The organism is Nocardia brasiliensis, assembly GCF_042691675.1.
Taxonomy (GTDB): domain Bacteria; phylum Actinomycetota; class Actinomycetes; order Mycobacteriales; family Mycobacteriaceae; genus Nocardia; species Nocardia brasiliensis_D.
This window is the reverse complement of record NZ_CP170507.1, coordinates 5,213,208-5,231,616: the sequence shown is the minus strand read 5'-3', so window position 1 is coordinate 5,231,616 and position 18,409 is coordinate 5,213,208. Positions and strand designations below refer to the sequence as shown.

General features: G+C 67.7%; 22 protein-coding genes. 15 read left to right on the top strand and 7 right to left on the bottom strand.

The window, feature by feature from the left end:
- Nucleotides 1–5: 5 nt before the first annotated feature.
- Complete coding sequence (locus ACFK0J_RS23995) at nt 6–635, bottom strand: UdgX family uracil-DNA binding protein (RefSeq protein ID WP_378730900.1); 630 nt, start codon at nt 633–635, stop codon at nt 6–8.
- Nucleotides 632–1,264: a flavodoxin family protein gene (locus ACFK0J_RS23990; protein WP_378730898.1), complete on the bottom strand. Its 633-nt coding sequence runs from the start codon at nt 1,262–1,264 to the stop codon at nt 632–634. The genes ACFK0J_RS23995 and ACFK0J_RS23990 overlap by 4 nt, the downstream gene beginning before the upstream one ends.
- 119 nt (nt 1,265–1,383) lie before the next feature.
- On the opposite strand from ACFK0J_RS23990, the gene ACFK0J_RS23985 reads away from it, so the two are divergent.
- From ACFK0J_RS23985 to ACFK0J_RS23975, 3 genes are all read left to right on the top strand, one after another.
- A complete protein-coding gene (locus ACFK0J_RS23985; RefSeq protein WP_378730896.1) occupies nt 1,384–2,658 on the top strand; it encodes a glycosyltransferase 87 family protein in 1,275 nt (424 codons plus the stop codon).
- 96 nt (nt 2,659–2,754) lie between these two features.
- Nucleotides 2,755–2,952: a general stress protein gene (locus tag ACFK0J_RS23980; RefSeq protein ID WP_378730894.1), complete on the top strand. Its 198-nt coding sequence runs from the start codon at nt 2,755–2,757 to the stop codon at nt 2,950–2,952.
- Nucleotides 2,953–3,023: 71 nt separating this feature from the next.
- Nucleotides 3,024–4,034 carry a DNA topoisomerase IB gene (locus tag ACFK0J_RS23975; protein WP_378730892.1) on the top strand — a complete coding sequence of 337 codons (1,011 nt, stop codon included), beginning with the start codon at nt 3,024–3,026 and terminating at the stop codon, nt 4,032–4,034.
- Nucleotides 4,035–4,200: 166 nt separating this feature from the next.
- On the opposite strand, the gene ACFK0J_RS23970 is transcribed toward ACFK0J_RS23975, so the two are convergent.
- On the bottom strand, nt 4,201–5,316 hold the full coding sequence (locus ACFK0J_RS23970; protein WP_378730889.1) for a hypothetical protein: 1,116 nt from the start codon (nt 5,314–5,316) through the stop codon (nt 4,201–4,203).
- Between the two features lie 230 nt (nt 5,317–5,546).
- Here ACFK0J_RS23970 and ACFK0J_RS23965 point away from each other — a divergent pair, with 230 nt between their 5' ends.
- Both ACFK0J_RS23965 and ACFK0J_RS23960 read left to right on the top strand, forming a co-directional pair.
- On the top strand, nt 5,547–6,125 hold the full coding sequence (locus ACFK0J_RS23965) for a TetR/AcrR family transcriptional regulator (RefSeq protein WP_378730887.1): 579 nt from the start codon (nt 5,547–5,549) through the stop codon (nt 6,123–6,125).
- Nucleotides 6,126–6,230: 105 nt separating this feature from the next.
- Nucleotides 6,231–7,226, top strand: a complete 996-nt coding sequence (locus ACFK0J_RS23960) for an alpha/beta fold hydrolase (protein ID WP_378730885.1) — start codon at nt 6,231–6,233, stop codon at nt 7,224–7,226.
- Here the strand turns inward: ACFK0J_RS23960 and ACFK0J_RS23955 are convergent.
- On the bottom strand, nt 7,187–7,588 hold the full coding sequence (locus tag ACFK0J_RS23955; protein WP_378730883.1) for a MerR family transcriptional regulator: 402 nt from the start codon (nt 7,586–7,588) through the stop codon (nt 7,187–7,189). The genes ACFK0J_RS23960 and ACFK0J_RS23955 overlap by 40 nt on opposite strands.
- Nucleotides 7,589–7,638: 50 nt before the next feature.
- On the opposite strand from ACFK0J_RS23955, the gene ACFK0J_RS23950 reads away from it, so the two are divergent.
- Nucleotides 7,639–8,508 carry an NAD(P)-dependent oxidoreductase gene (locus tag ACFK0J_RS23950; protein WP_378730881.1) on the top strand — a complete coding sequence of 290 codons (870 nt, stop codon included), beginning with the start codon at nt 7,639–7,641 and terminating at the stop codon, nt 8,506–8,508.
- Between the two features lie 35 nt (nt 8,509–8,543).
- Here the strand turns inward: ACFK0J_RS23950 and ACFK0J_RS23945 are convergent, their stop codons facing one another.
- Entirely contained in the window at nt 8,544–9,203 is a 660-nt protein-coding gene (locus ACFK0J_RS23945) for a TetR/AcrR family transcriptional regulator (RefSeq protein ID WP_378730879.1), read from the bottom strand.
- Nucleotides 9,204–9,471: 268 nt separating this feature from the next.
- On the opposite strand from ACFK0J_RS23945, the gene ACFK0J_RS23940 reads away from it, so the two are divergent.
- The 5 genes from ACFK0J_RS23940 (at nt 9,472) to ACFK0J_RS23920 (ending at nt 13,282) form a co-directional block, all read left to right on the top strand.
- Complete coding sequence (locus tag ACFK0J_RS23940) at nt 9,472–10,773, top strand: cytochrome P450 (RefSeq protein ID WP_378730877.1); 1,302 nt, start codon at nt 9,472–9,474, stop codon at nt 10,771–10,773.
- Nucleotides 10,770–10,958 carry a ferredoxin gene (locus tag ACFK0J_RS23935; RefSeq protein ID WP_378730875.1) on the top strand — a complete coding sequence of 63 codons (189 nt, stop codon included), beginning with the start codon at nt 10,770–10,772 and terminating at the stop codon, nt 10,956–10,958. The genes ACFK0J_RS23940 and ACFK0J_RS23935 overlap by 4 nt, the downstream gene beginning before the upstream one ends.
- Before the next feature lie 146 nt (nt 10,959–11,104).
- A complete protein-coding gene (locus tag ACFK0J_RS23930) occupies nt 11,105–11,680 on the top strand; it encodes a hypothetical protein (protein ID WP_378730873.1) in 576 nt (191 codons plus the stop codon).
- On the top strand, nt 11,677–12,381 hold the full coding sequence (locus ACFK0J_RS23925) for a hypothetical protein (RefSeq protein WP_378730871.1): 705 nt from the start codon (nt 11,677–11,679) through the stop codon (nt 12,379–12,381). Before ACFK0J_RS23930 ends, ACFK0J_RS23925 begins: the two co-directional genes overlap by 4 nt.
- Before the next feature lie 25 nt (nt 12,382–12,406).
- The gene (locus ACFK0J_RS23920) at nt 12,407–13,282 is read left to right on the top strand and encodes a lysophospholipid acyltransferase family protein (RefSeq protein WP_378730870.1); all 876 of its coding nucleotides are present in this window, start codon (nt 12,407–12,409) and stop codon (nt 13,280–13,282) included.
- A 100-nt stretch (nt 13,283–13,382) separates the two neighbouring features.
- Here ACFK0J_RS23920 and ACFK0J_RS23915 read toward each other — a convergent pair whose 3' ends face one another.
- Nucleotides 13,383–13,580: a hypothetical protein gene (locus ACFK0J_RS23915; protein WP_378730868.1), complete on the bottom strand. Its 198-nt coding sequence runs from the start codon at nt 13,578–13,580 to the stop codon at nt 13,383–13,385.
- A 192-nt stretch (nt 13,581–13,772) separates the two neighbouring features.
- Between ACFK0J_RS23915 and ACFK0J_RS23910 the strand changes: the two genes are divergently transcribed.
- The 4 genes from ACFK0J_RS23910 to ACFK0J_RS23895 all read left to right on the top strand — a co-directional run bounded on the left by ACFK0J_RS23910 (nt 13,773) and on the right by ACFK0J_RS23895 (nt 17,825).
- Nucleotides 13,773–14,786 carry a FecCD family ABC transporter permease gene (locus tag ACFK0J_RS23910; RefSeq protein ID WP_378730865.1) on the top strand — a complete coding sequence of 338 codons (1,014 nt, stop codon included), beginning with the start codon at nt 13,773–13,775 and terminating at the stop codon, nt 14,784–14,786.
- A complete protein-coding gene (locus ACFK0J_RS23905) occupies nt 14,783–15,868 on the top strand; it encodes a FecCD family ABC transporter permease (protein WP_378730863.1) in 1,086 nt (361 codons plus the stop codon). The genes ACFK0J_RS23910 and ACFK0J_RS23905 overlap by 4 nt, the downstream gene beginning before the upstream one ends.
- Entirely contained in the window at nt 15,865–16,755 is an 891-nt protein-coding gene (locus ACFK0J_RS23900; RefSeq protein ID WP_378730861.1) for an ABC transporter ATP-binding protein, read from the top strand. The genes ACFK0J_RS23905 and ACFK0J_RS23900 overlap by 4 nt, the downstream gene beginning before the upstream one ends.
- A gap of 65 nt (nt 16,756–16,820) precedes the next feature.
- Complete coding sequence (locus ACFK0J_RS23895; protein ID WP_378730859.1) at nt 16,821–17,825, top strand: ABC transporter substrate-binding protein; 1,005 nt, start codon at nt 16,821–16,823, stop codon at nt 17,823–17,825.
- A 46-nt stretch (nt 17,826–17,871) separates the two neighbouring features.
- Here the strand turns inward: ACFK0J_RS23895 and ACFK0J_RS23890 are convergent, their stop codons facing one another.
- A complete protein-coding gene (locus tag ACFK0J_RS23890) occupies nt 17,872–18,378 on the bottom strand; it encodes a GNAT family N-acetyltransferase (protein ID WP_378730857.1) in 507 nt (168 codons plus the stop codon).
- Between the last annotated feature and the right edge of the window lie 31 nt (nt 18,379–18,409).

Sequence of the window (18,409 nt, the reverse complement as noted above, 5' to 3'; positions counted from 1 at the left end):
GACACTCATCCGGAGGTCGCCCGCTTTCCCATCTCGGTGCTGACCTGCCGCAGATCGGCGAGGAACTGCGCGTATGCCTCGGTACGGTCCGGTGCGCGCAGCACCGCCGACGGATGCACCGTGGCGATCACCCGATAGTCCGCCATCGAAATGACCTGCCCGCGTTGCTGACTGACCTTGAACGACGGACCGACCACCGCCTGTGCGGCGATCGCGCCGAGACACACCACCAATTCCGGCCGCAGGAGCGACAACTCGGCGCTCAACCAGGCCGAGCAGGCGACGATCTCGGTACGTCCCGGCTGCTTGTGGATCCGCCGCTTGCCCCGCTCGACGAACTTGAAATGCTTGACGGCATTGGTCAGATAGACGGTGGCACGGTCGATACCGGCCTCGTCCAGCGCGCGGTCGAGCAGGTGACCCGCGGGGCCGACGAACGGGTGCCCCTGCCGGTCCTCCTGATCGCCCGGCTGCTCGCCGACCATGACGACGGTCGCGTCGTCGGGGCCTTCGCCGAATACTGTCTGCGTCGCGTGCCGGTAGAGATCGCAACCCCGGCAGCCGCACGATGCCTCCTGGAGGGTCGCCAGATCCGCCCCGTCCGGAACGAATTCGGCGGCCCCCGGCGCCTTCATTTCGCCCCCTGAGCTTCCCGCGCGTAAGGGGGATACGCTTCGGCGCGCAGCAACCCGGCCAGGTGCGCGGCATTGCGGGCCACCGCGCCGTTCGTCCGCTGGACGTCCTCGGGGGTCTCGTCCAGATCCTGATAGTCGACGGACCCCATCGCCTGACCGTTCCAATAGGTGCCGCCCTGTGCGGGAATGGTGAACCCGATGTCGTTCAACGCCTGGAACAGATCCGCGATGATCTTGTGCGCGCCGTCCTCGTTGCCGACCACCGCGGCGATCGCGACCTTGCCGACCATGCTCGGCCTGCCCTCGTCATCGGTCTCCGACAACTCCGCGTCCAGCCGCTCCAGCACCCGCTGCGCCACCGATGACATGTGTCCCACCCAGGTGGGCGTCGCGACGAGCAGGATGTCGGCGGCCGCGATCTGTTCGCGCAGCATCGGCCACGCGTCGCCGTCGCCCTCGTCGGCGCTCACCCCTGGCCGCACGTCGTAGTCGACCACCCGGACCACCCGGCCGACCACCCCGTACCGTTCCAATTCGTCGAGCACCTGACCGGCCAGCAGTTCGCTGCTCGACGGTTCCGGGGACTTCTTCAAACTGCACACCAGCGCTACGGCCGTCAACGCACTCATGACTGGGTCGACCTCCTTCGGGCGGGGGAAACTGCTGCCGAGGTACCCGTTTTGCCCGCGCTCACGCCGGACGCCCTCGAATGCCCTTCTCACCTGGTGTACCGGTATAGTCGCCGCGGATGAGTAGTGTCACCACCCGCGTTGAGCCGGAAGCCAAGAACCGTCGACTCGGCGTCGTGGTATGGCTGGCACCGGCGCTGTCCATCGCGTTTGCCGCGTTTTGTCTGCTGTTGCCCGTCTGGCCGCTCGACGAGATCACCGGCGGGTTCATCGACCTGCAGGTCTATCGCCTCGGGGTGGACGCACTGCGCCAAGGCAACGACATGTACGGCCAGCTGCCGCAGACCACCATCGGCGCGGGCCTGCCGTTCATCTATCCGCCGTTCGCCGCGCTGGCGCTGAGCCCGTTCGCCCTGCTGCCGTGGAATGCCGCCGCGTTCACCTTCTTCGTCTCGTCCGTGGCCGCGCTGGCGCTCACCCTGTACCTGGTTGCCCGGCAGATCTGGCCCACGGCGGGACAGCGCGGGCTCGCGCTGCTGGCCACCGCGTGCGCGACCCCGCTCGGCCTGCTGCTGGAACCGATCCATTCGACGCTGAACTTCGGTCAGGTGAACCTGCTGCTGATGGCGTTGGTCGCCGCCGACTGCCTCACCGAGAAACCGCGCTGGCGGCGCGGCATGCTGATCGGTGTCGCCGCCGCCATCAAACTGACCCCGGCGGCGTTCGTGCTGTATTTCCTGGTGCGCCGCGACTACAAATCGGCGGCGACGGCCGCGGCGACCGGTGCGGCGGCCACCTTGCTCGGCTTCGCCGTGCTGCCGCACGACTCCGCGAAGTACTGGTTCGGCGGAATGGGCAATGTGTCCGGCTTGAGTGGTTCGGCGTTTCATACGAACCAGTCGATCCAGGCGATGCTGGCCCGGCTGAAGGTGCCCGAGCCCGCGTTCACCGGACTGTGGCTGATCCTCGGCGCCGCGCTGCTGGTGCTGGTGCTCGCGGCCATGCGACGCGCGGCCGACTTCCCGCCGCTCGCGCTGGCCTTCAACGCGGTCTTCACGCTGCTGTTCTCGCCGATTTCCTGGTCGCACCACTGGGTCTGGATCGCCCCGGCATTGCTGGCCGCCATCGGCTACGCCACCCGGTTGCCGCGCCGTCGGGCCATCGGCTGGTCGGTGACCATCGCCGTCATCACGGCGGTCTTCGTGTACGGCCCGCAGAACTGGCTGCCCGACGGCGAGCATCGCGAAACCGAGTGGACGCCATGGCAACACGTCATCGGCAACACCTATGTGTGGTTCAGCGTGCTGCTCGTCGCGCTGTACTTCGTCGCTGGCCGCCGGACCGCCCCGACCCGAGAACCGGTGCCGGCGCTGGTGCCGCAACACCAGTCCTGACCACCGGGTTGTTTGCTGCCGGGATCCCCGGGTAGGGCGTCAGGGACGGCACACTGCCGTCGCCGACAGAATTAGCCGAGGCAAGGAGGGATGCACATGGCCGACGCCCGACGTGGCTTTGCCGCCATGGATCCAGAGCAGCAACGCAGGATCGCCAGCCAGGGTGGTAAGGCGAGTAGCGGCAGCTTCGACAACGATCCCAAGCGCGCCAGCGAGGCAGGCAAGAAGGGCGCCGCGGCGCAACCGACCGCCGCCAAGCGGCTCGGCGGCGAACACAGCCACCAGAACCGGTAATCCGAAAGCAGCCGATGGGCGGGGCATCAGCCTCGCCCATCGCCCGTCTCGAACCGAGGGGATGGCAGCCGATGCGCTTGCGCCGCAGCACCATCTACGGCCCCGGCCTCACCAGGGTCCGCCGCGGCCGCGGCTTCTCCTATGTCACGACCGACGGTGCGGCGGTGACCGACGACGAAACGCTCGATCGCATCAAGTCTTTGGTGATCCCGCCCGCCTGGCGCAAGGTGTGGATCTGCCCGCACCCCAACGGTCACGTACAGGCGGTCGGCGTGGACGCGGCGGGCCGTCGGCAGTATCTGTACCACGAGCAGTGGCGTAAGGAACGGGACGAGGAGAAGTTCGACCGGGTACTCGAACTCGCCGCGCGGCTACCCGAAGTGCGACGACAGGTGCGCACGGATCTGGCCGACGCCGGGCTCGGCAAGCATCGGGCCCAGGCGGTGGCGATCGAACTGCTGGATCGCGGCGTATTCCGGGTCGGCGGTGAGGAATACGCGGAGGAGAACGGCACCCGCGGCGTCGCCACGCTGCTGCGCGAGCAGGTGCGGTTGTCCGGCGACGAGATGCTGTTCGACTATCCGGCCAAGGGCGGCATCCGGCGACGGGTTCGTATCACCGAACCGCTGGTGGCCAAAGCCGTTCGGGCGCTGCGGCGCTGCCGATCCGGCTCGCCGCGACTGCTCGTTTACCGCAACGGGGCCGGTTACCGCGAACTACACGCCGAGGACATCAATCTCCGCTTCCGGGAACTGGCCTGCTGCGACTGCAGCGCCAAGGATCTGCGGACCTGGCAGGCGACGGTGCTGGCGGCGGCGGACTTCGCTTCGGCCGAGCGCCCCACGTCGCAACGAGGCCGCAAGGCAGTGGCGAAGAAGGTGATGGAAGACGTTGCGGCCGCCCTCGGCAACACACCGACGGTGGCCCGCAACTCGTATGTCGATCCGCGGGTGGTGACGGCATTCGAGAACGGAGCGACGATTGCCGCGGCATTGCGTCGCGCGCGACGGGCCGATTCGGACGACGAGCGCCGCGAGCTGGTCGACCGGGCGGTGATTCGGCTGCTACGCAAGGCCAAATGACCGCTGCCCATACCCTGTGCCAGCTCAGGAGGGCCGGAATCCCGTTGTCCCAGCCGTGATCCCGGCCTCCTTCGCCCACTTCACCTTGATGAAGACCTCTACGCTAACAGCGCATCCGGTCCGCCCGACAGCCACGAAAACTGGTGTCCCCCGGCTGCTGCCCCGGTCATGCCAGCTCCAGTAGCGGGCCGATATGGATCGCGCGATACACCTCGTTGCGGATCGCGTTGGCTTCCTGGTCGGTGAGCGTGCACGCCAACGGCCGGAGGATCAGCCGCACAACGGCATTCGTTTGCCCCGGCACGATGCCGAGGCGGTCCCGCGCCTTCGCGGAGAGCTCGGCCCACGGTGTCCGAGCCGATACCAGCACGGACTCGATGTCGTCGGCCCGATCGCGCAGGACTTTTCGCACGGTGTCGCCGAGGGTTTCGTCATCGGTGTCGTCGGCGATCACCACCGACAGGTCGCGGCGAATCGGCGGCAGCATCGAGACCGGCCGCCACGGCGAAAGGTCGTGCAGCTGGTCGGCGATGCGTGGGTGGTCCGATCTGAGGTAGCGGATATCGGGAATTCCCTTGCGCAGCATCAGCGCTCGGTCCAGACCCAGCCCCAGCGCCGTACCGGACCAGCGGGCGGGGTCCAGCCCGGCGCCCACGAGGACGTGTTCGGCGATGAGCCCGCATTCGGCCAGTTCCAGCCAATCGGCACCCGATCGCACGTCCACTTGCCGCCCCAGGGCGGTGTAGGGGTGTTGTGCGGGCGTCGTGCGCCATTCGGCGCCGGGCAGCACCGCCTCGACCAGGTGGGCGACCATCTCGTGTACCTCGTGGTCGCCGGTGTCCGGCCTCGACCGCAATCGCCACAGATCGACCTGGTGCGGTTCGCCCACGTGGATTCGATCGACAACGTCTCTGCGGTAGGTCAATCCGGGCACGACGATGAGCTCGTCGACTTCGGTCGCCACACCGGCGTAGCGCCGCAGCGTCTCGGGGATGTCCGCGGTGGTGTGGCTGCGCAACATCACTGTCGGGCTGAGGTATCGGGTGTAGCGCGCGTCGCGGGTGATGTCGGACTGGTGGTAGCCGAGCTTGTCGTAGTTGTCGACGACGGCGACGATCGGCGAGTTGCGGACGATGTGCACCGTCGACGCCCAGGCCTCGGCCAGCGCGTCGATGGTCTCGTTCAGCAGAGCCTGCATGGCGTGCGGTCCCTGCGCGGCGTCGCTCAGGTCGCGCACGGCGAGCGCACGCGACAGGTCCAGCGGGGTGAGATAGGAAGGCATGTGAGTTCCTTTGGTAGCCAGTCGGATTCGGTGAAACCCCCCGAACCGATGACGGCCACAGGAACTACGTGAGTGAGCGCACGCAGCAGACCCCGCGGCCGACTGTCGGCCGGGGGCGGAGAAATCGCCTGCACGCGTTCATGAGTCAAGGGTAAGGGATCACTTGGTCGCAAAGCCAGCGACATCGCCTATTTTTGAATGATCGGTCCAAATGAAGTAACCTTCCTCTCGTGGGCAGAACGAAGGAATTCGATCCGGACGCGGCACTGCGGACAGCGATGGAACTGTTCTGGCGGCAGGGCTACGAGGGGACCTCCATGCAGGACCTGGTCGACCAGCTGAAGCTCGGGCGCGGCAGCATCTACGGCACGTTCGGCGGCAAGCGAGAGCTGTATCTCCAAGCGCTGGAACGCTACGCGGAAGACGCTCGGGCGGGATTGCTCGACCAGCTCTCCGTGCCCGGGTCCGCGCTGGCGGCGGTTCGCGCGCTGGTGTGCTGGTACGCCGAGACCTCGCTCGTCGACGAAGCGCGAAAAGGCTGTCTGATGACCAACACCGCGGTCGAGCTCCCCGCCGACGAAGGTGCGCGCAAGCTGGTCACCTCCGGTTTGGAAACCATGGAGACCCTGCTCACGAGTGCTTTGCTGAGGGCTCGCGCGGAGGGGGAATTGTCTGAGGATCGGGACCCGGTCGCACTGGCCAGATTTCTGGTGACCCTCCTTCAGGGGATTCGCGTTGTCGGCAAGACTCCGCTCCGGCGCCGCCTTCTCGATGACACGGTCGAGCAGGCGCTGACCCTGCTCGGCTGACGCCCTCGGTCGTTCCGCACCACACCGCCCGTCGGGCAGCGCATTGTCCGTCGGGCCTCGCTAGGTCCATTTACTGGACCGATCGTTAAAGAAAAGGATCACTCTGTGACACGCAATGTTCCGACCGATGCCGAGCTGGCCGCCTCGCTGGACGGCGACTTCACCAGCGCCTACGCGGAGGTCAACGGCACCCGCCTGCACCACGTCACCGGCGGCGCGGGGGAGCCGTTGATCCTGCTCGGCGGCTGGCCGCAGACCTGGTGGCAGTTCCGGAAGATATTGCCGGAGTTGGCTCTTCGCTATCGGGTGACCGCCGTCGATCTGCGCGGCATGGGCGGCTCGGCCAAGCCGGCCGGGGGCTACGACAAGAAGACCATGGCGCGCGACATCCACGAATTGATCCGGCAGCTCGGGCACCGGTCCGCGTTCGTCGTCGGGCACGATATCGGCGCGTCGCTGGGCTATCACCTGGCTGCCAATTTCCCCGAGTCGGTGCGGCGGCTGGTCACCGTGGATATGGGCGTCCCGGATGCCGCCTGGCAGGCCATCACCATGCTGCCGGGCAGCGACGATCAAGCGGCGGCGCTCGAGCATGGGCGCGGCGGCTATCCCTGGTGGTTCGCCTTCAATCAATTGCGCGAACTCCCCGAACAGCTACTGGCCGGTCGCTTTCGGCTGGTGATCGATTGGCTGTACGGGCACATGCTGGTCGATCAGGCATCGGTGGAAGAAGAGGCGCGGCGCATCTACGCGCACGCCTACGATTCGCCCGATGCCATCCGCGCGGGCAACGGCTGGTATCAGACGATGCGCCAGGACATCGCCGATCTCGCCGGCTATGCGCCGGTGACGGTGCCGATCCTGACCTTGGCGGGGGAGGAGTCGTATCCGGCACTGCGCCAACAGATGTCGGCCGATAAAGGGACCGACATCAGGGTCGTCGAGATCAAGGGGAGCGGTCACTACATCCCCGAAGAACAACCCGGGCAGATGGTGCGCGAGCTGACCGCGTTCTTCGAATCGAGCGCGGTGGCAAGCGCTCAGCGGTTCCGAGCGCCTGCTCAGGCGGAGATAGGCGCCAGTTCGTCGCAGGGTGGATAGCTTTCGCTGCCGGTTCGCTCGGCCGCATCGATGAAGTCGGCGAGAGCGCTACGCGATCGAGCGAGCCGGTCCAACTGATCGTCCAGTCGGCGCAGCCGGGACCGCATCGCGGCCAGTAATTCGGGGCACCCGGGCAGCTCCGGGGCCTCGCCGACCGCGCACGGCAGCAGATAGGCGATGTCCTCGGAGGACAGACCGGCCTCGAGCAGGTGCCGGATCTGCCGCACCCGCAGCACGGCCTGCTCGTCGTACTCGCGGTAGCCGTTCGCGCCGCGGTCTGCCGCCAGCAGGCCGTTCGCCTCGTAGTAGCGCAACTGATGGGCGTTGACGCCCGTCCGACGACTCAATTCCCCGATTCGCATCGCAACCCTCGCTTGACCTTCACACCGGTATCAACGTTGATGATGCTGCCATGAACAACAAAACACCCGTGACAGTCATCGGACTCGGCCTGATGGGCCAGGCGCTCGCCGGGGCGTTGCGGAAAGCCGGGCATCCCACAACCGTGTGGAATCGTACGGCCGCCAAGGCCGATCAGTTGGTGGCCGAGGGTGCACGGCTGGCGTCAACGGTCGGCGACGCGCTCCAGGCGAGTTCCCTCACCATCATCTGCGTTACCGACTATCAGGCCGTGCGCGAGCTGCTCGGCGCGAGTGATATCGATCTGAACGGCACGATGCTGCTCAACCTGACCTCGGGCAACTCGGCCCAGGCCCGGGCAGCCGCCCGATGGGCCGAGCAGCGCGGCGCCCGCTACCTGGACGGTGCCATCATGGCCATCCCGCCTGCCATCGGGACCGCCGAGGCGGTGATTCTGCACAGCGGCGCGCAGTCGGACTTCGAGGCACACAAGTCGACCCTCGACGCGCTCGGCACCGTTACCTATCTCGGTGCCGATCATGGGCTCGCGTCCCTGTACGACGGGGCGGGCCTGACCATGATGTGGAGCGTCCTGAACGCCTGGCTCCACGGCACCGCCATGCTCCGGACGGCCGGTGTCGACGCCGTGACGTACGCGCCGTTCGCGCGGCAGATCGCCGCCGGTGTAGCCGAATGGCTGCCCGGGTACGCCGAACAGATCGACCGCGGTTCCTTCCCGGTCGAGGTCTCGGCCCTGGAGGACGACGCGCGGACGATGGCGCACCTGATCGAGGAGAGCGAGGCATTGGGTGTCAATGCCGAACTGCCGAAGTTGATCAAGGCGATGGCCGACCGCTCGATCGCCGCCGGGCATGGTGCGGAGCAGTATCCCGTGCTGATCGAGGAATTCGGCAAACCCTGAACGCCTGATCCGCACCGGGATCGAGTCGATCCGGCCTATCCGGAATCGGCCGACAAGCGGTCGGCGACACCGGGGATCCGGTCGACCATCGCGATGGTGAAGTCGGCGAGCAGGTCGATCAGGCCGTCGCGGTCCACGTCGAGACCGCCGTCGAGCCAGACGAGGACGAGTTCCGCGGCGCCGCCGGTGATCAGTTGCGAGGTCGCGGCGACGGCGGTGTCGTGGCCCGCGGGCAGGGCGAGCACCAGCCGGGTTTGTTCGATGATGACGTCGGCGACCCGGCGCATACCCGCGAAGCGGGTGCGCATCAGAGCCTCGTTGCCGTACGCCTGGGCGAAGATGATCTTGGCGCGGCGTGGGTCGTCGGTGAGCTCGATGATCAGGGCGGCAACACCGGCGCGGATCTTGTCGGCGGGCGCACCCGCGGTGCCGACGACGGCGGCGCGGGCCCGGTCCAGCGCGGCGTCCTGAATTTCCAGCAGCAGCTCGGACGCGAGGGCGTCCAGGTCGGGGAAGGCCTCGTAGAAGAAGCGGGGGCCGACGCGAGCCTGTTCGCAGACGCCGCGCACGGTCATCGCCGACAGTCCCTGGGTGCCGACGATATCGAGTGCGGCATCGAGCAACCGCCTGCGTCGATCTTCCCGGCGCTCGGCGGTCGACGTGCCACGGTAGGTGCCGCTGAATGCTCGGGTCACCCGAGCAGCCTCGCACAGGAGAAGTCGGGAAACAACTGTTTACGGAAACCTGCGTTTCCGATATGGTCGAGGGGTCGCAGCGTCGCGAAGGGACCACCGACATGAGTCTTCTCGTTCCCCCGAAAATCACCGATGTCCAAGGGGATGTCCGCCACCTGCGTGCCCGGATCGCGAAACGCGCGCAGACCTTCGGCGCTCGGGTCGCCGACCGATACCCGTCCAGCGCGCGACCGCTGGCGCAGCCGCCGCCGGTAGTGGGTTACGGCCAGTGCTCGGGGACTTCGGTGCGCCGGGCATCGGTTACACCCTGCACGCATTGAGTGATCCGATCATCTTGTCGCGCAATCGTTTCGAACGTTTCGGGCCGGTGAATTGGATGGGCATCCTGGGGCGCCCGGTGGTCTGCGTCGGCAGCCCGGCGGCCATCGAGGCCGTGCTGATGGATCGTGACAAAGTCTTCTCGGCGCAGCGCGGCTGGGAGTTTCTGATCGGCCCGTTCTTCCGCGGCGGATTGCTGTTGCGCGATTTCGACGAGCACCTGTTCCATCGCCGCATCATGCAGCAGGCGTTTACGCGGCCGAAGCTGGTCGGCTATCTGGCGCTGACGACCCCGCGCATCACCCGCGGCGTCACCGGATGGCGGCCCGCCGCGCACTTCCCGCTCTACGACGCGATCAAGCAGATCCTGCTGGAGCAGGCCACCGAGGTCTTCGCCGGAGCCGAGCTCGGCCCCGAAAGTACAGTGCTGGCTAGGGCTTTCGAGGACGCGGTGCACGGCGCGACCGCGCTGATCCGGACCGATGTGCCGGGCGGCGTGTGGTCCCGCGGGATACGTGGCAGGCGCATCCTCGCCGAGTACTTCCGGCGCGAGCTGCCCGCCAAGCGCGCGGGCGACGGCTCCGATCTGTTCAGCGTGCTGTGCCACGCCGAGACCGACGAGGGGCACGCCTTCACGGATCAGGAGGTCATCGAACACATGATCTTCGTGATGATGGCCGCGCACGACACCAGCACCATCGCCGCGTCGATGCTGGCCTACGAACTCGCCCGCCACCCGGACTGGCAGGACCGGCTGCGCGCGGAATCCCGCGCCCTCGGCAAGCCCGCCCTCGACTACGGCGATCTCGACCGGCTACCCGGACTGGATCTGGCGTTCAAGGAGACGCTGCGCCTGTATTCGCCGGTGGCCCAACAGGTTCGCGAAGCCACCCGGGACACCGACCTGCTCGGCTACTACGTGCCGAAGGGCACGCTGATCATGGTCGGCTCCTACCCGATGATGCGCACCGACGACTACTGGCACGATCCCGACGTCTTCGACCCGGAGCGGTTCGCGGCCGAGCGCCGCGAGGACAAATCGCACCGGCTCGCCTGGGCGCCGTTCGGCGGCGGCGCGCACAAATGCATCGGCCTGTACTTCGGCGGCATGACCGTCAAAGCCGTGCTGCATCAGATGTTGCTGCGCTACCGCTGGTCCGTGCGGCCGGGCTATCAGGTCCCGCTCGTCGCGGGCACCGGGCCCATGCCCGCCGACGGCCTGCCCATCCGCTTGGAACGGCTGCCGTCGTGAGGATCGTCGCCGACCGCACCCGCTGCGACGGGCACGGGATGTGTGAAGCGTTGGCGCCCAATCTGTTCCGCGTCGGCGACGACGGAATCGTCGCACCGCGTTCGGACTCCGTCGACGAAAACGATCACGACCTGCTGCAGCTCGCGATCGACAGCTGCCCGGTCGAGGCCCTGCGCCTGGCCTGAGTCGCGCGTGCCTTTTCCGCTCTGCGCTGGAAACTCCTGGGCATCGGGCGATCCCAGAGGATGACATCGAAGCGAGATCAAGAGTTTGGAACCTCGCCGCCGAGGCATTCCCTGTCCGATACGACCGGCTCGGCAAGGAGGTTCAGGTGTCGTCTGGGGTGTTGATCGTGGTGATCGTTCTGGTGGTCCTCGCAGTGGTGGCCATCGCCTTGCTGGTCTGGCCGATGGTGCGCAGGCAGCGGCTGCGCAGCCGGTTCGGGCCGGAATACGACCGGACGGTGCAGGAACACGAGGACCGCCGCGCGGCGGAACGCGAACTGGCCGAACGCGAGCGGCGGCATGCCGAACTCGAATTGCGTGAGCTGACACCGGAACAGAAGCAGCTCTACACCGCGCAGTGGGTCGAGGTGCAGGAACAGTTCATCGACGATCCGGCTGAGGCGCTGCAGGCCGCCGATCGTCTGTTGACCACGGTGATGGCCCAACGTGGTTATCCCACCGAAAATTTCGACCAGCAGGTCGCCGACCTGTCCGTCGAGCACGCGGAACCGCTCGGCCACTACCGGGCCGCGCACGAGATCGCGACCCGCCCGGCCGGCGCCGAGGTGTCGACCGAGGACCGGCGTACCGCCATCGTGCACTACCGGGACCTGTTCCAGGACTTGCTGAATGGCGCCACCGACGACAAGAAGACCGAGCACGACAAGAAAGCACTGTCATGAGCACCGAGTACGAACGCACCGTGCATTCCGACAAGCCCACCGAGGATGTCCCGATGAGTGAGCGGGAAGCGCGGGCGTCGACGTGGGATGAGGGACCGGGACGCACCGAGAACACCTGGACCACAACGGAACCGGAGGCTGGCGCCCGCCCGGAGAAGCAGTCTGACGACCAGGCGCAGGCGGCGGAGCACGTTGTCGAATCGGAGCACGTGAAGACGACGGAGTACGGCACGGAACCCGCGACCGCGACCGAGTACGGCGCCGAGACCGCGCCACAGCACGACGCCGAGCCGGATCAGGTGATCGCCACGAGCGGTGACACCGATACGGACAAGGAGACCGCCGCGACCGCGGACACCGAGCCGGACCAGACCGCCGTCGCCGGGAATGGCGCTGAGCGGCAACAGGCTTCGCTCGACGACGTCGGCACGCCACTGTTCACCGACACCGAGATCGACCGGCTCCGCACGCAGTGGCGCGAGGTGCAGGGCGCCTTTGTCGACAATCCGCGCGACGCGGTGACCCAGGCCGACAAGATCGTCGCGGACCTCATCTATCAATTGACCACCACCTACGCGGAACGCAAGCGCGTGCTCGAGGAACGGTGCGCCGGGTTGCAGGAGGCGGATACCGAGGATCTGCGCCAAGCGCTGCGCGGCTACCGGGCCTTCTTCCATCGGCTGTTGGTGATCGAACAGTAGACCTCACCAACGGAAGGCGTTGCCCATGAACTTGTTTCGATTGCCGACCGACCGGATCGACCAGCTGACCGACTGGGTCGGCCGACAGCTGAAGGCGCGGGTCCCGTCGCCCGACCCGGCCGACCGGGATCCCGAATTCATCATCGACACGGTGGGTCCCGGTTGGCTGTTCGCGCGGTTGTACTTCCGCGCGGAGGTCCGGGGCCTCGAGCGGATCCCGGAGGAAGGCCCGGTCTTGTTGGTCGGCAATCACTCCGGGGGCAACGTCTCACCGGAGGTGCTGGTCGCGACCTTGGCGTTCGTGCGTCGGTTCGGCCCGCACCGCCCGTTCTATCAACTGGCGCACGACATGGTGATGGCCTATCCGGTCATCGGTACGCTGCTGCGCCGCTTCGGGACGGTGGGTGCGAACCCGGACAGCGCTCGGCAGGTGTTGCGTGACGGAGCGGTGGTGCTGGTGTATCCCGGTGGCGACTGGGAGGTGCACCGGCCGACCTGGGAGGAAGACCAGATCGACTTCGCGGGCCGGACCGGGTTTCTCCGGTTGGCCTGGGACGAGAAGGTGCCCATCGTGCCGATGGTCAATATCGGCGCCCAGCAGACGGCGTTGATGCTGACTCGTGGGGACCGGCTCGCTCGGTTCCTCCGGCTGGATCAGATGATGCGGCTGAAGGTCTTCCCGATTTCGCTCGCCCTTCCGTGGGGCCTCAATATCGGTGATCTCGCCGGTCATATTCCGTTGCCGAGCAAGGTCACCGTCGAATTCCTGCCGCCGATCGATCTGCGTGCGGAGCTCGGTCCGGAGTTGGATGTGGAGGCCGCCTACGAGTACGTCACCGGCATCATGCAGAAGGCGCTGAGCGGTCTCGCGGAGGAACGCGGGCTACCGATAGTCGGCTGAGAACCATTGGCCCGCAAATATTTCAACGAGGACGAGGCCACGAGGTACGAGCTCGGGAATCAATAGCCGAAGGCGCGCAGGGCGGCGCAGGGGAGAAGGGTCAAGCCTTGTGCGGGAGAATGGTCAGTACGAGTACGAGTCCGGCCGCGATGCTGGCGCACGCGAGGACCGTGGTGACCGCAGACTGCGTAAGAGCGGCGATGCCGATCGAAAAGGCAAGGCACGTAGCGAATGCCAGTACCGCGGTCCCCGGCTCCACGCCGGCGATCCGGGCTGGTCGGTGATCCGTCGATGTCATATTTCTGTGATACCCATTGGCCGCCGTTACGAAACCGTGACGGGAAAATCGCCGCTGGCGCCCTGGGTTCGGGCCTGAACGGGGTTCCGTAGCCGTCGGTGCGCCTCGGGCAGTGAAACCGGACGAGGTGGACATCACAAGACCGCGCCCGCATTGACAAACTTAGGTATCGCTAACTTAAGCTCTCGTCCCGTGACCTCCGCCGACACCACCCGCACGGCCGCATTGCCGCGCCGAATCCCGATGCTGATGCTCGGGTTTGCCGCGTTGCTGCTGTGCGTCGTGTTGAGCCTGGCTCTCGGCGCTCGTTCGGTCCCGCTGGGCACCGTCGTACAGGCACTGCTCGGCGATGGTGGCAGCCGCGACGCTATGGTGGTCACCGGCATGCGACTGCCGCGCACCCTGGTCGGACTCGCGGTGGGCGCGGCGCTGGGGTTGGCGGGTGTCGTCGTCCAGGGCATCACCCGCAACCCGCTCGCCGCGCCGACCACCCTCGGCATCAACGCGGGCGCCGGGCTCGCCGTGGTCATCGCCATCTACGCGCTGCACCTGACCCGCCCCGTCGAGTACCTGGGGTTCGCGTTCGTCGGGGCCGCCTGCGCCGCGCTGTTCACGCTGACGCTCGGGCGCCGGGCGGGGGACTTGGATCCGGTCCGCCTGGTACTCGGCGGCACCGTCTTGCAGTTGGTCCTGGTGTCGTGGACGTCGGCGGTGCTGCTGTTCAGTGAACGCACCTTGGACGAGGCCCGCTTCTGGCTGGCCGGATCCATCGCCGAACGCGACCTCGACGTGCTCGTGCCGATGCTGCCCACGCTGCTCGTCGGCGCGGTGATCGGCCTCGCGATCGCGCCTGCCCTCAATACTCTGGCGCTCGGTGACGAAGCGGCCGAGGCACTCGGCATGCCGGTGGGCCGCATTCGGCTGGCGGGCATGGTGGCGGTGGTATTGCTCGCGGGTTCCGCGGTCGCCGTGGCCGGGCCGATCGCCTTCATCGGGCTGGCCGCGCCGCATCTGGTTCGGCTGGTGCTGGGCAACGACCATCGCCTGCTGGTGCCCGGGTGCCTGATCGCCGGGCCCGTGCTGTTGCTCAGCGCCGACATCCTCGGCAGGCTCATCGCCCGGCCCTCCGAGCTGGAGGTCGGCATCGTCACCGCCTTCCTCGGTGCGCCGCTGCTCGCCGTACTTGCTCGGCGGACGGCGCGATGATCGACGACACCCCGTTGCGGAACGGCCGAATGACAGTGCGCTCCCAGCTGTCTGAACTCGGTCCGTCGAATGTCCGGGTGCGCCAGCGCAGGCGCGCGATCCTGATCGGCGCGGTGTGTGCGGTGGCGATTGCCGTGCTCTCGACCGTTGCCCTCAGCGTCGGCGAAGTGGAGATGTCGGCCGCCACCGCGTTACGTGCCGCGCTCGGCTTCGGTGATCAGGGCGAGGTGTACATCGTCCAGGAGTTCCGCGCCCCACGCCTGGCGGCCGCACTGCTCGCGGGCTCCGGGCTGGCCACCGCGGGCGCCGTGCTGCAACGACTGTTCCGCAACCCACTGGCCTCGCCCGATGTGATGGGGGTGACCGGCGGCGCGTCCTTCGGGGCGGTGCTCGTCCTCGCCCTCGGTGCGAGCCAGTCGTTCATCCCGCTGGGCGCACTCGGCGGTGGGATGCTCGCCGCCGTGCTGCTCGGCGTGCTCGGCTGGCGTTCCGGACTGCCGGTGACCCGCCTGGTGCTGGTCGGATTGGCCGTGCAGGCCGGGTTGGCCGCCGCGGTGAATCTGATGGTGGTGCGTTTCCCGCGGGAACTCGCCGGATCGGCCGTGCAATGGACCACCGGCTCGCTCTACGGGCGCACCTGGCCGGAAATCCAGGGCGCGGCGGTGGCGTGCCTGCTGGTGCTGACGCTGCTGTATCTGCAATACCGGACGCTCGCGGTGCTCGATCTCGGGGACGAGTCGGCGGGCACCCTCGGGGTCCGCGTCTCCTACTCCCGGCTCGCGTTGCTGGTGTCCACCATCGCGCTCGCCGCCCTGGCCGCCGCCCTCACCGGGCCGATCGCCTTTGTGGCGCTGGCGGTTCCGCATCTGGTCCGGCGGCTGGTCGGCCCGCCTACCGCCGCCACGCTCGCCGTCACCGGCCTGGCCGGTGCGACGCTGCTGCTCGTCTGCGACTTGATCGTGCAGCACGCGCTGCCGATCGAGGGGCTGCCCGTCGGTGTCGTCACCGCCACCGTCGGCGCCCCGTGGTTGCTCATCCTGATGCTCCGCGAGAGCTCGCCCGTCGCCAGGAGGACCGCATGAGTGACAAGCGCGAAGCAGCCCGCGCGCAACGACCGGACGAACCGCACCGCGCGAGCGACGCGGCCGCTGGTAGCCCGCAGCGCAACGAATTGGCCGCGCAGGCAATCGATCTGCGCTACGGGGACCGGGTCGTGATCGATGGGCTCGACCTCGTGCTGCCCGGCGACTCGGTGACCGCCATCGTCGGTCCGAATGCCTGCGGTAAGTCCACCCTGCTGCGCGGTCTCACTCGGCTGCTGCGTCCGTCCGGCGGCACGGTCACCCTCGACGGCGCCGATATCCACCGAATGTCGGCCCGGGCGTTGGCTTTACGGATGGGCCTGCTGCCCCAGCAGCCGATCACGCCGGAGGCCATCACGGTCGAGGCGCTGGTACGGCTGGGCCGCTATCCGCATCAGCGGTTGCTGCGGCCCTGGTCGGCCACCGACCAGTCGGCCGTCGAGGACGCGTTGCGGCGCACCGGCACCACCGAACTGCGCGACCAACAGGTCGATCGGCTCTCCGGCGGTCAACGGCAACGCGCCTGGATCGCGTTGGCGCTGGCGCAGGACACCGATCTGCTGCTGCTCGACGAGCCGACGACGTTCCTCGACCTGCGCCACCAACTCGACGTCCTCGACCTGGTCGCCGACCTGCACGCCGAAGCGGGCCGCACGGTCGTGATGGTGCTGCACGACCTCGGCCAGGCCGCCCGGTACGCCGACCACCTGGTGGTGCTGCACGAGGGACGGCTCGCCGCGGCCGGGCCACCCGCCGAGGTGCTCGACGCCGAGTTGGTCCGCACCGTCTTCGGTGTCGACTGCCTGGTGATGCCCGACCCGGAAACCGGTACCCCGCTGGTGATTCCGCGCAGCCGGGCCGCCCGCCCGACCGCCGCTCGCGCCTGAGCGGCCCGTCCACTGCGTCGCCTCGCTCGAGCTGATGCACCACTCCAAGAGATGAGGGACTGAACATGTCCACACGTCGATTCCGCGCCCGCGGGCTCGGTCGAATCGGTATCGCGACACTGGTCGCGGCAGTCGGTCTGGCCGGCCTCACGGCCTGCGGAAACAACACCACCAGCACGGATTCCGCGGTGTCCGCGGCAGATTCGGCCGGCTTTCCGCGCACCCTCGACACCCTGATGGGGCAGGTGACCATTCCGCACGTGCCCAAGCGGGTGGTGGTGCTCGACACCGCCGAGTTGGACTCGGTCACCCTGCTCGGTATCAAGCCGGTCGGCGCGGTCATCCCGCACACCAAGACCAAGGGCGGGTTCCCGGAGTACCTGGCGGACAAGGTCGGTGGCGTGACCGATGTCGGTCCGCTGCTCGAGCCGAACCTCGAACGGATCGCCTCGCTGAAGCCCGACCTGATCCTGTCCTCCAAGGTCCGGCACGAGAAGATCTACAGCAAGCTCAGCGGCATCGCGCCGACCGTGTTCACCGAAACCACCGGTGGCCCTTGGAAAGAGAACCTCGCGGTGCACGGCAAGGCGCTCGGTCTCGACCAGCAGGCCGCGGACGCGCTGAAGAGCTACGAGGGCCGCGCTCGCGCGCTCGGCGACGCCATCAAGGCAAAGAACAACGGTGTGCTGCCCACCGTCTCGGTCGTCCGGTTCCTCGCCGGGCCGACCCGGCTGTACCAGAGCAACTCCTTCAGCGGTGTGGTGCTGGCCGATATCGGCCTGCCGCGCCCCGCCTCGCAGATCTCCACGGACCCGAAGAAGATCATGAAGGAGGTCAGCCCCGAGCAGATCGATCAGGCCGACGCGGACCTCATCTTCGTCGCCACCATCGATGATCCGGACAAGACCGAAAAAGGCCCGGTGACCACCAGTCCCGTCTGGCGTGATCTCCGCGCGGTGAAGAACGGCAAGGCCATCGAGGTCCCCGACGAGACCTGGATGTCCGGCATCGGCATTCAGGCCGCCGATCGAATGCTCACCGACGTCGCCGAGGCCACCGGCGTCAACTAGCCACGAGCGGGACATCAAGCTCGGTGATGTCCCGCTCGTGGGGTTTTCACGGGTGGCTCGGGAAAGCGGGCAGGCGAGCCAGGTCGAGGTGGTAGCGGGCGTACGTTTCGAAGGTGGCGATGCGGGCGAAACCTACGCGCTGCAGTACGGCGATGCTCTTGTGGTTGCCGTGGGTTACTCCGGCGAAGAGGTCGGTCGCAATGTGGGTGGATCGTGCGTGTGCGGCGGCAGCGTGCACCGCGAGGGTGGCGATACCGCGGCCGCAGGCGCTGTGGGCAAGTAGGTAGCCGAGTCCGAACTTCGGCGGGTCGTGCGGAACCAATTCGACACTGCCGACGAGGACGTCGTTTTCGTAGATGCCGAAATTATGCCGCGGGTCGAGCTCGGCGAAGGCCGCTGCGTGGACGTCGGCGGGGGCCGCGACCGCGTCGACATAGTCGCCGTGTCTGGTGAGATGCTCGGCACTGGAACGGAGGAGATCCGCGTAGGCGGACCCGTCGCCGGGCAGGAGGGATCTCAGCTCCAGCCCTGAGCGGATCGTGGCAACCTGCACCACCCGCATGCTGGTGCAGACGGCGCAGCGG

What these genes read in the sequence shown, in the direction of transcription:
- ACFK0J_RS23995 (WP_378730900.1), bottom strand. Translation starts at nt 635, where the DNA reads ATGAAGGCGCCGGGGGCCGCCGAATTCGTTCCGGACGGGGCGGATCTG.
- ACFK0J_RS23990 (WP_378730898.1), bottom strand. Translation starts at nt 1,264, where the DNA reads ATGAGTGCGTTGACGGCCGTAGCGCTGGTGTGCAGTTTGAAGAAGTCC.
- ACFK0J_RS23985 (WP_378730896.1), top strand. Translation starts at nt 1,384, where the DNA reads ATGAGTAGTGTCACCACCCGCGTTGAGCCGGAAGCCAAGAACCGTCGA.
- ACFK0J_RS23980 (WP_378730894.1), top strand. Translation starts at nt 2,755, where the DNA reads ATGGCCGACGCCCGACGTGGCTTTGCCGCCATGGATCCAGAGCAGCAA.
- ACFK0J_RS23975 (WP_378730892.1), top strand. Translation starts at nt 3,024, where the DNA reads ATGCGCTTGCGCCGCAGCACCATCTACGGCCCCGGCCTCACCAGGGTC.
- ACFK0J_RS23970 (WP_378730889.1), bottom strand. Translation starts at nt 5,316, where the DNA reads ATGCCTTCCTATCTCACCCCGCTGGACCTGTCGCGTGCGCTCGCCGTG.
- ACFK0J_RS23955 (WP_378730883.1), bottom strand. Translation starts at nt 7,588, where the DNA reads ATGCGAATCGGGGAATTGAGTCGTCGGACGGGCGTCAACGCCCATCAG.
- ACFK0J_RS23950 (WP_378730881.1), top strand. Translation starts at nt 7,639, where the DNA reads ATGAACAACAAAACACCCGTGACAGTCATCGGACTCGGCCTGATGGGC.
- ACFK0J_RS23925 (WP_378730871.1), top strand. Translation starts at nt 11,677, where the DNA reads ATGAGCACCGAGTACGAACGCACCGTGCATTCCGACAAGCCCACCGAG.
- ACFK0J_RS23920 (WP_378730870.1), top strand. Translation starts at nt 12,407, where the DNA reads ATGAACTTGTTTCGATTGCCGACCGACCGGATCGACCAGCTGACCGAC.
- ACFK0J_RS23915 (WP_378730868.1), bottom strand. Translation starts at nt 13,580, where the DNA reads ATGACATCGACGGATCACCGACCAGCCCGGATCGCCGGCGTGGAGCCG.
- ACFK0J_RS23905 (WP_378730863.1), top strand. Translation starts at nt 14,783, where the DNA reads ATGATCGACGACACCCCGTTGCGGAACGGCCGAATGACAGTGCGCTCC.
- ACFK0J_RS23900 (WP_378730861.1), top strand. Translation starts at nt 15,865, where the DNA reads ATGAGTGACAAGCGCGAAGCAGCCCGCGCGCAACGACCGGACGAACCG.
- ACFK0J_RS23895 (WP_378730859.1), top strand. Translation starts at nt 16,821, where the DNA reads ATGTCCACACGTCGATTCCGCGCCCGCGGGCTCGGTCGAATCGGTATC.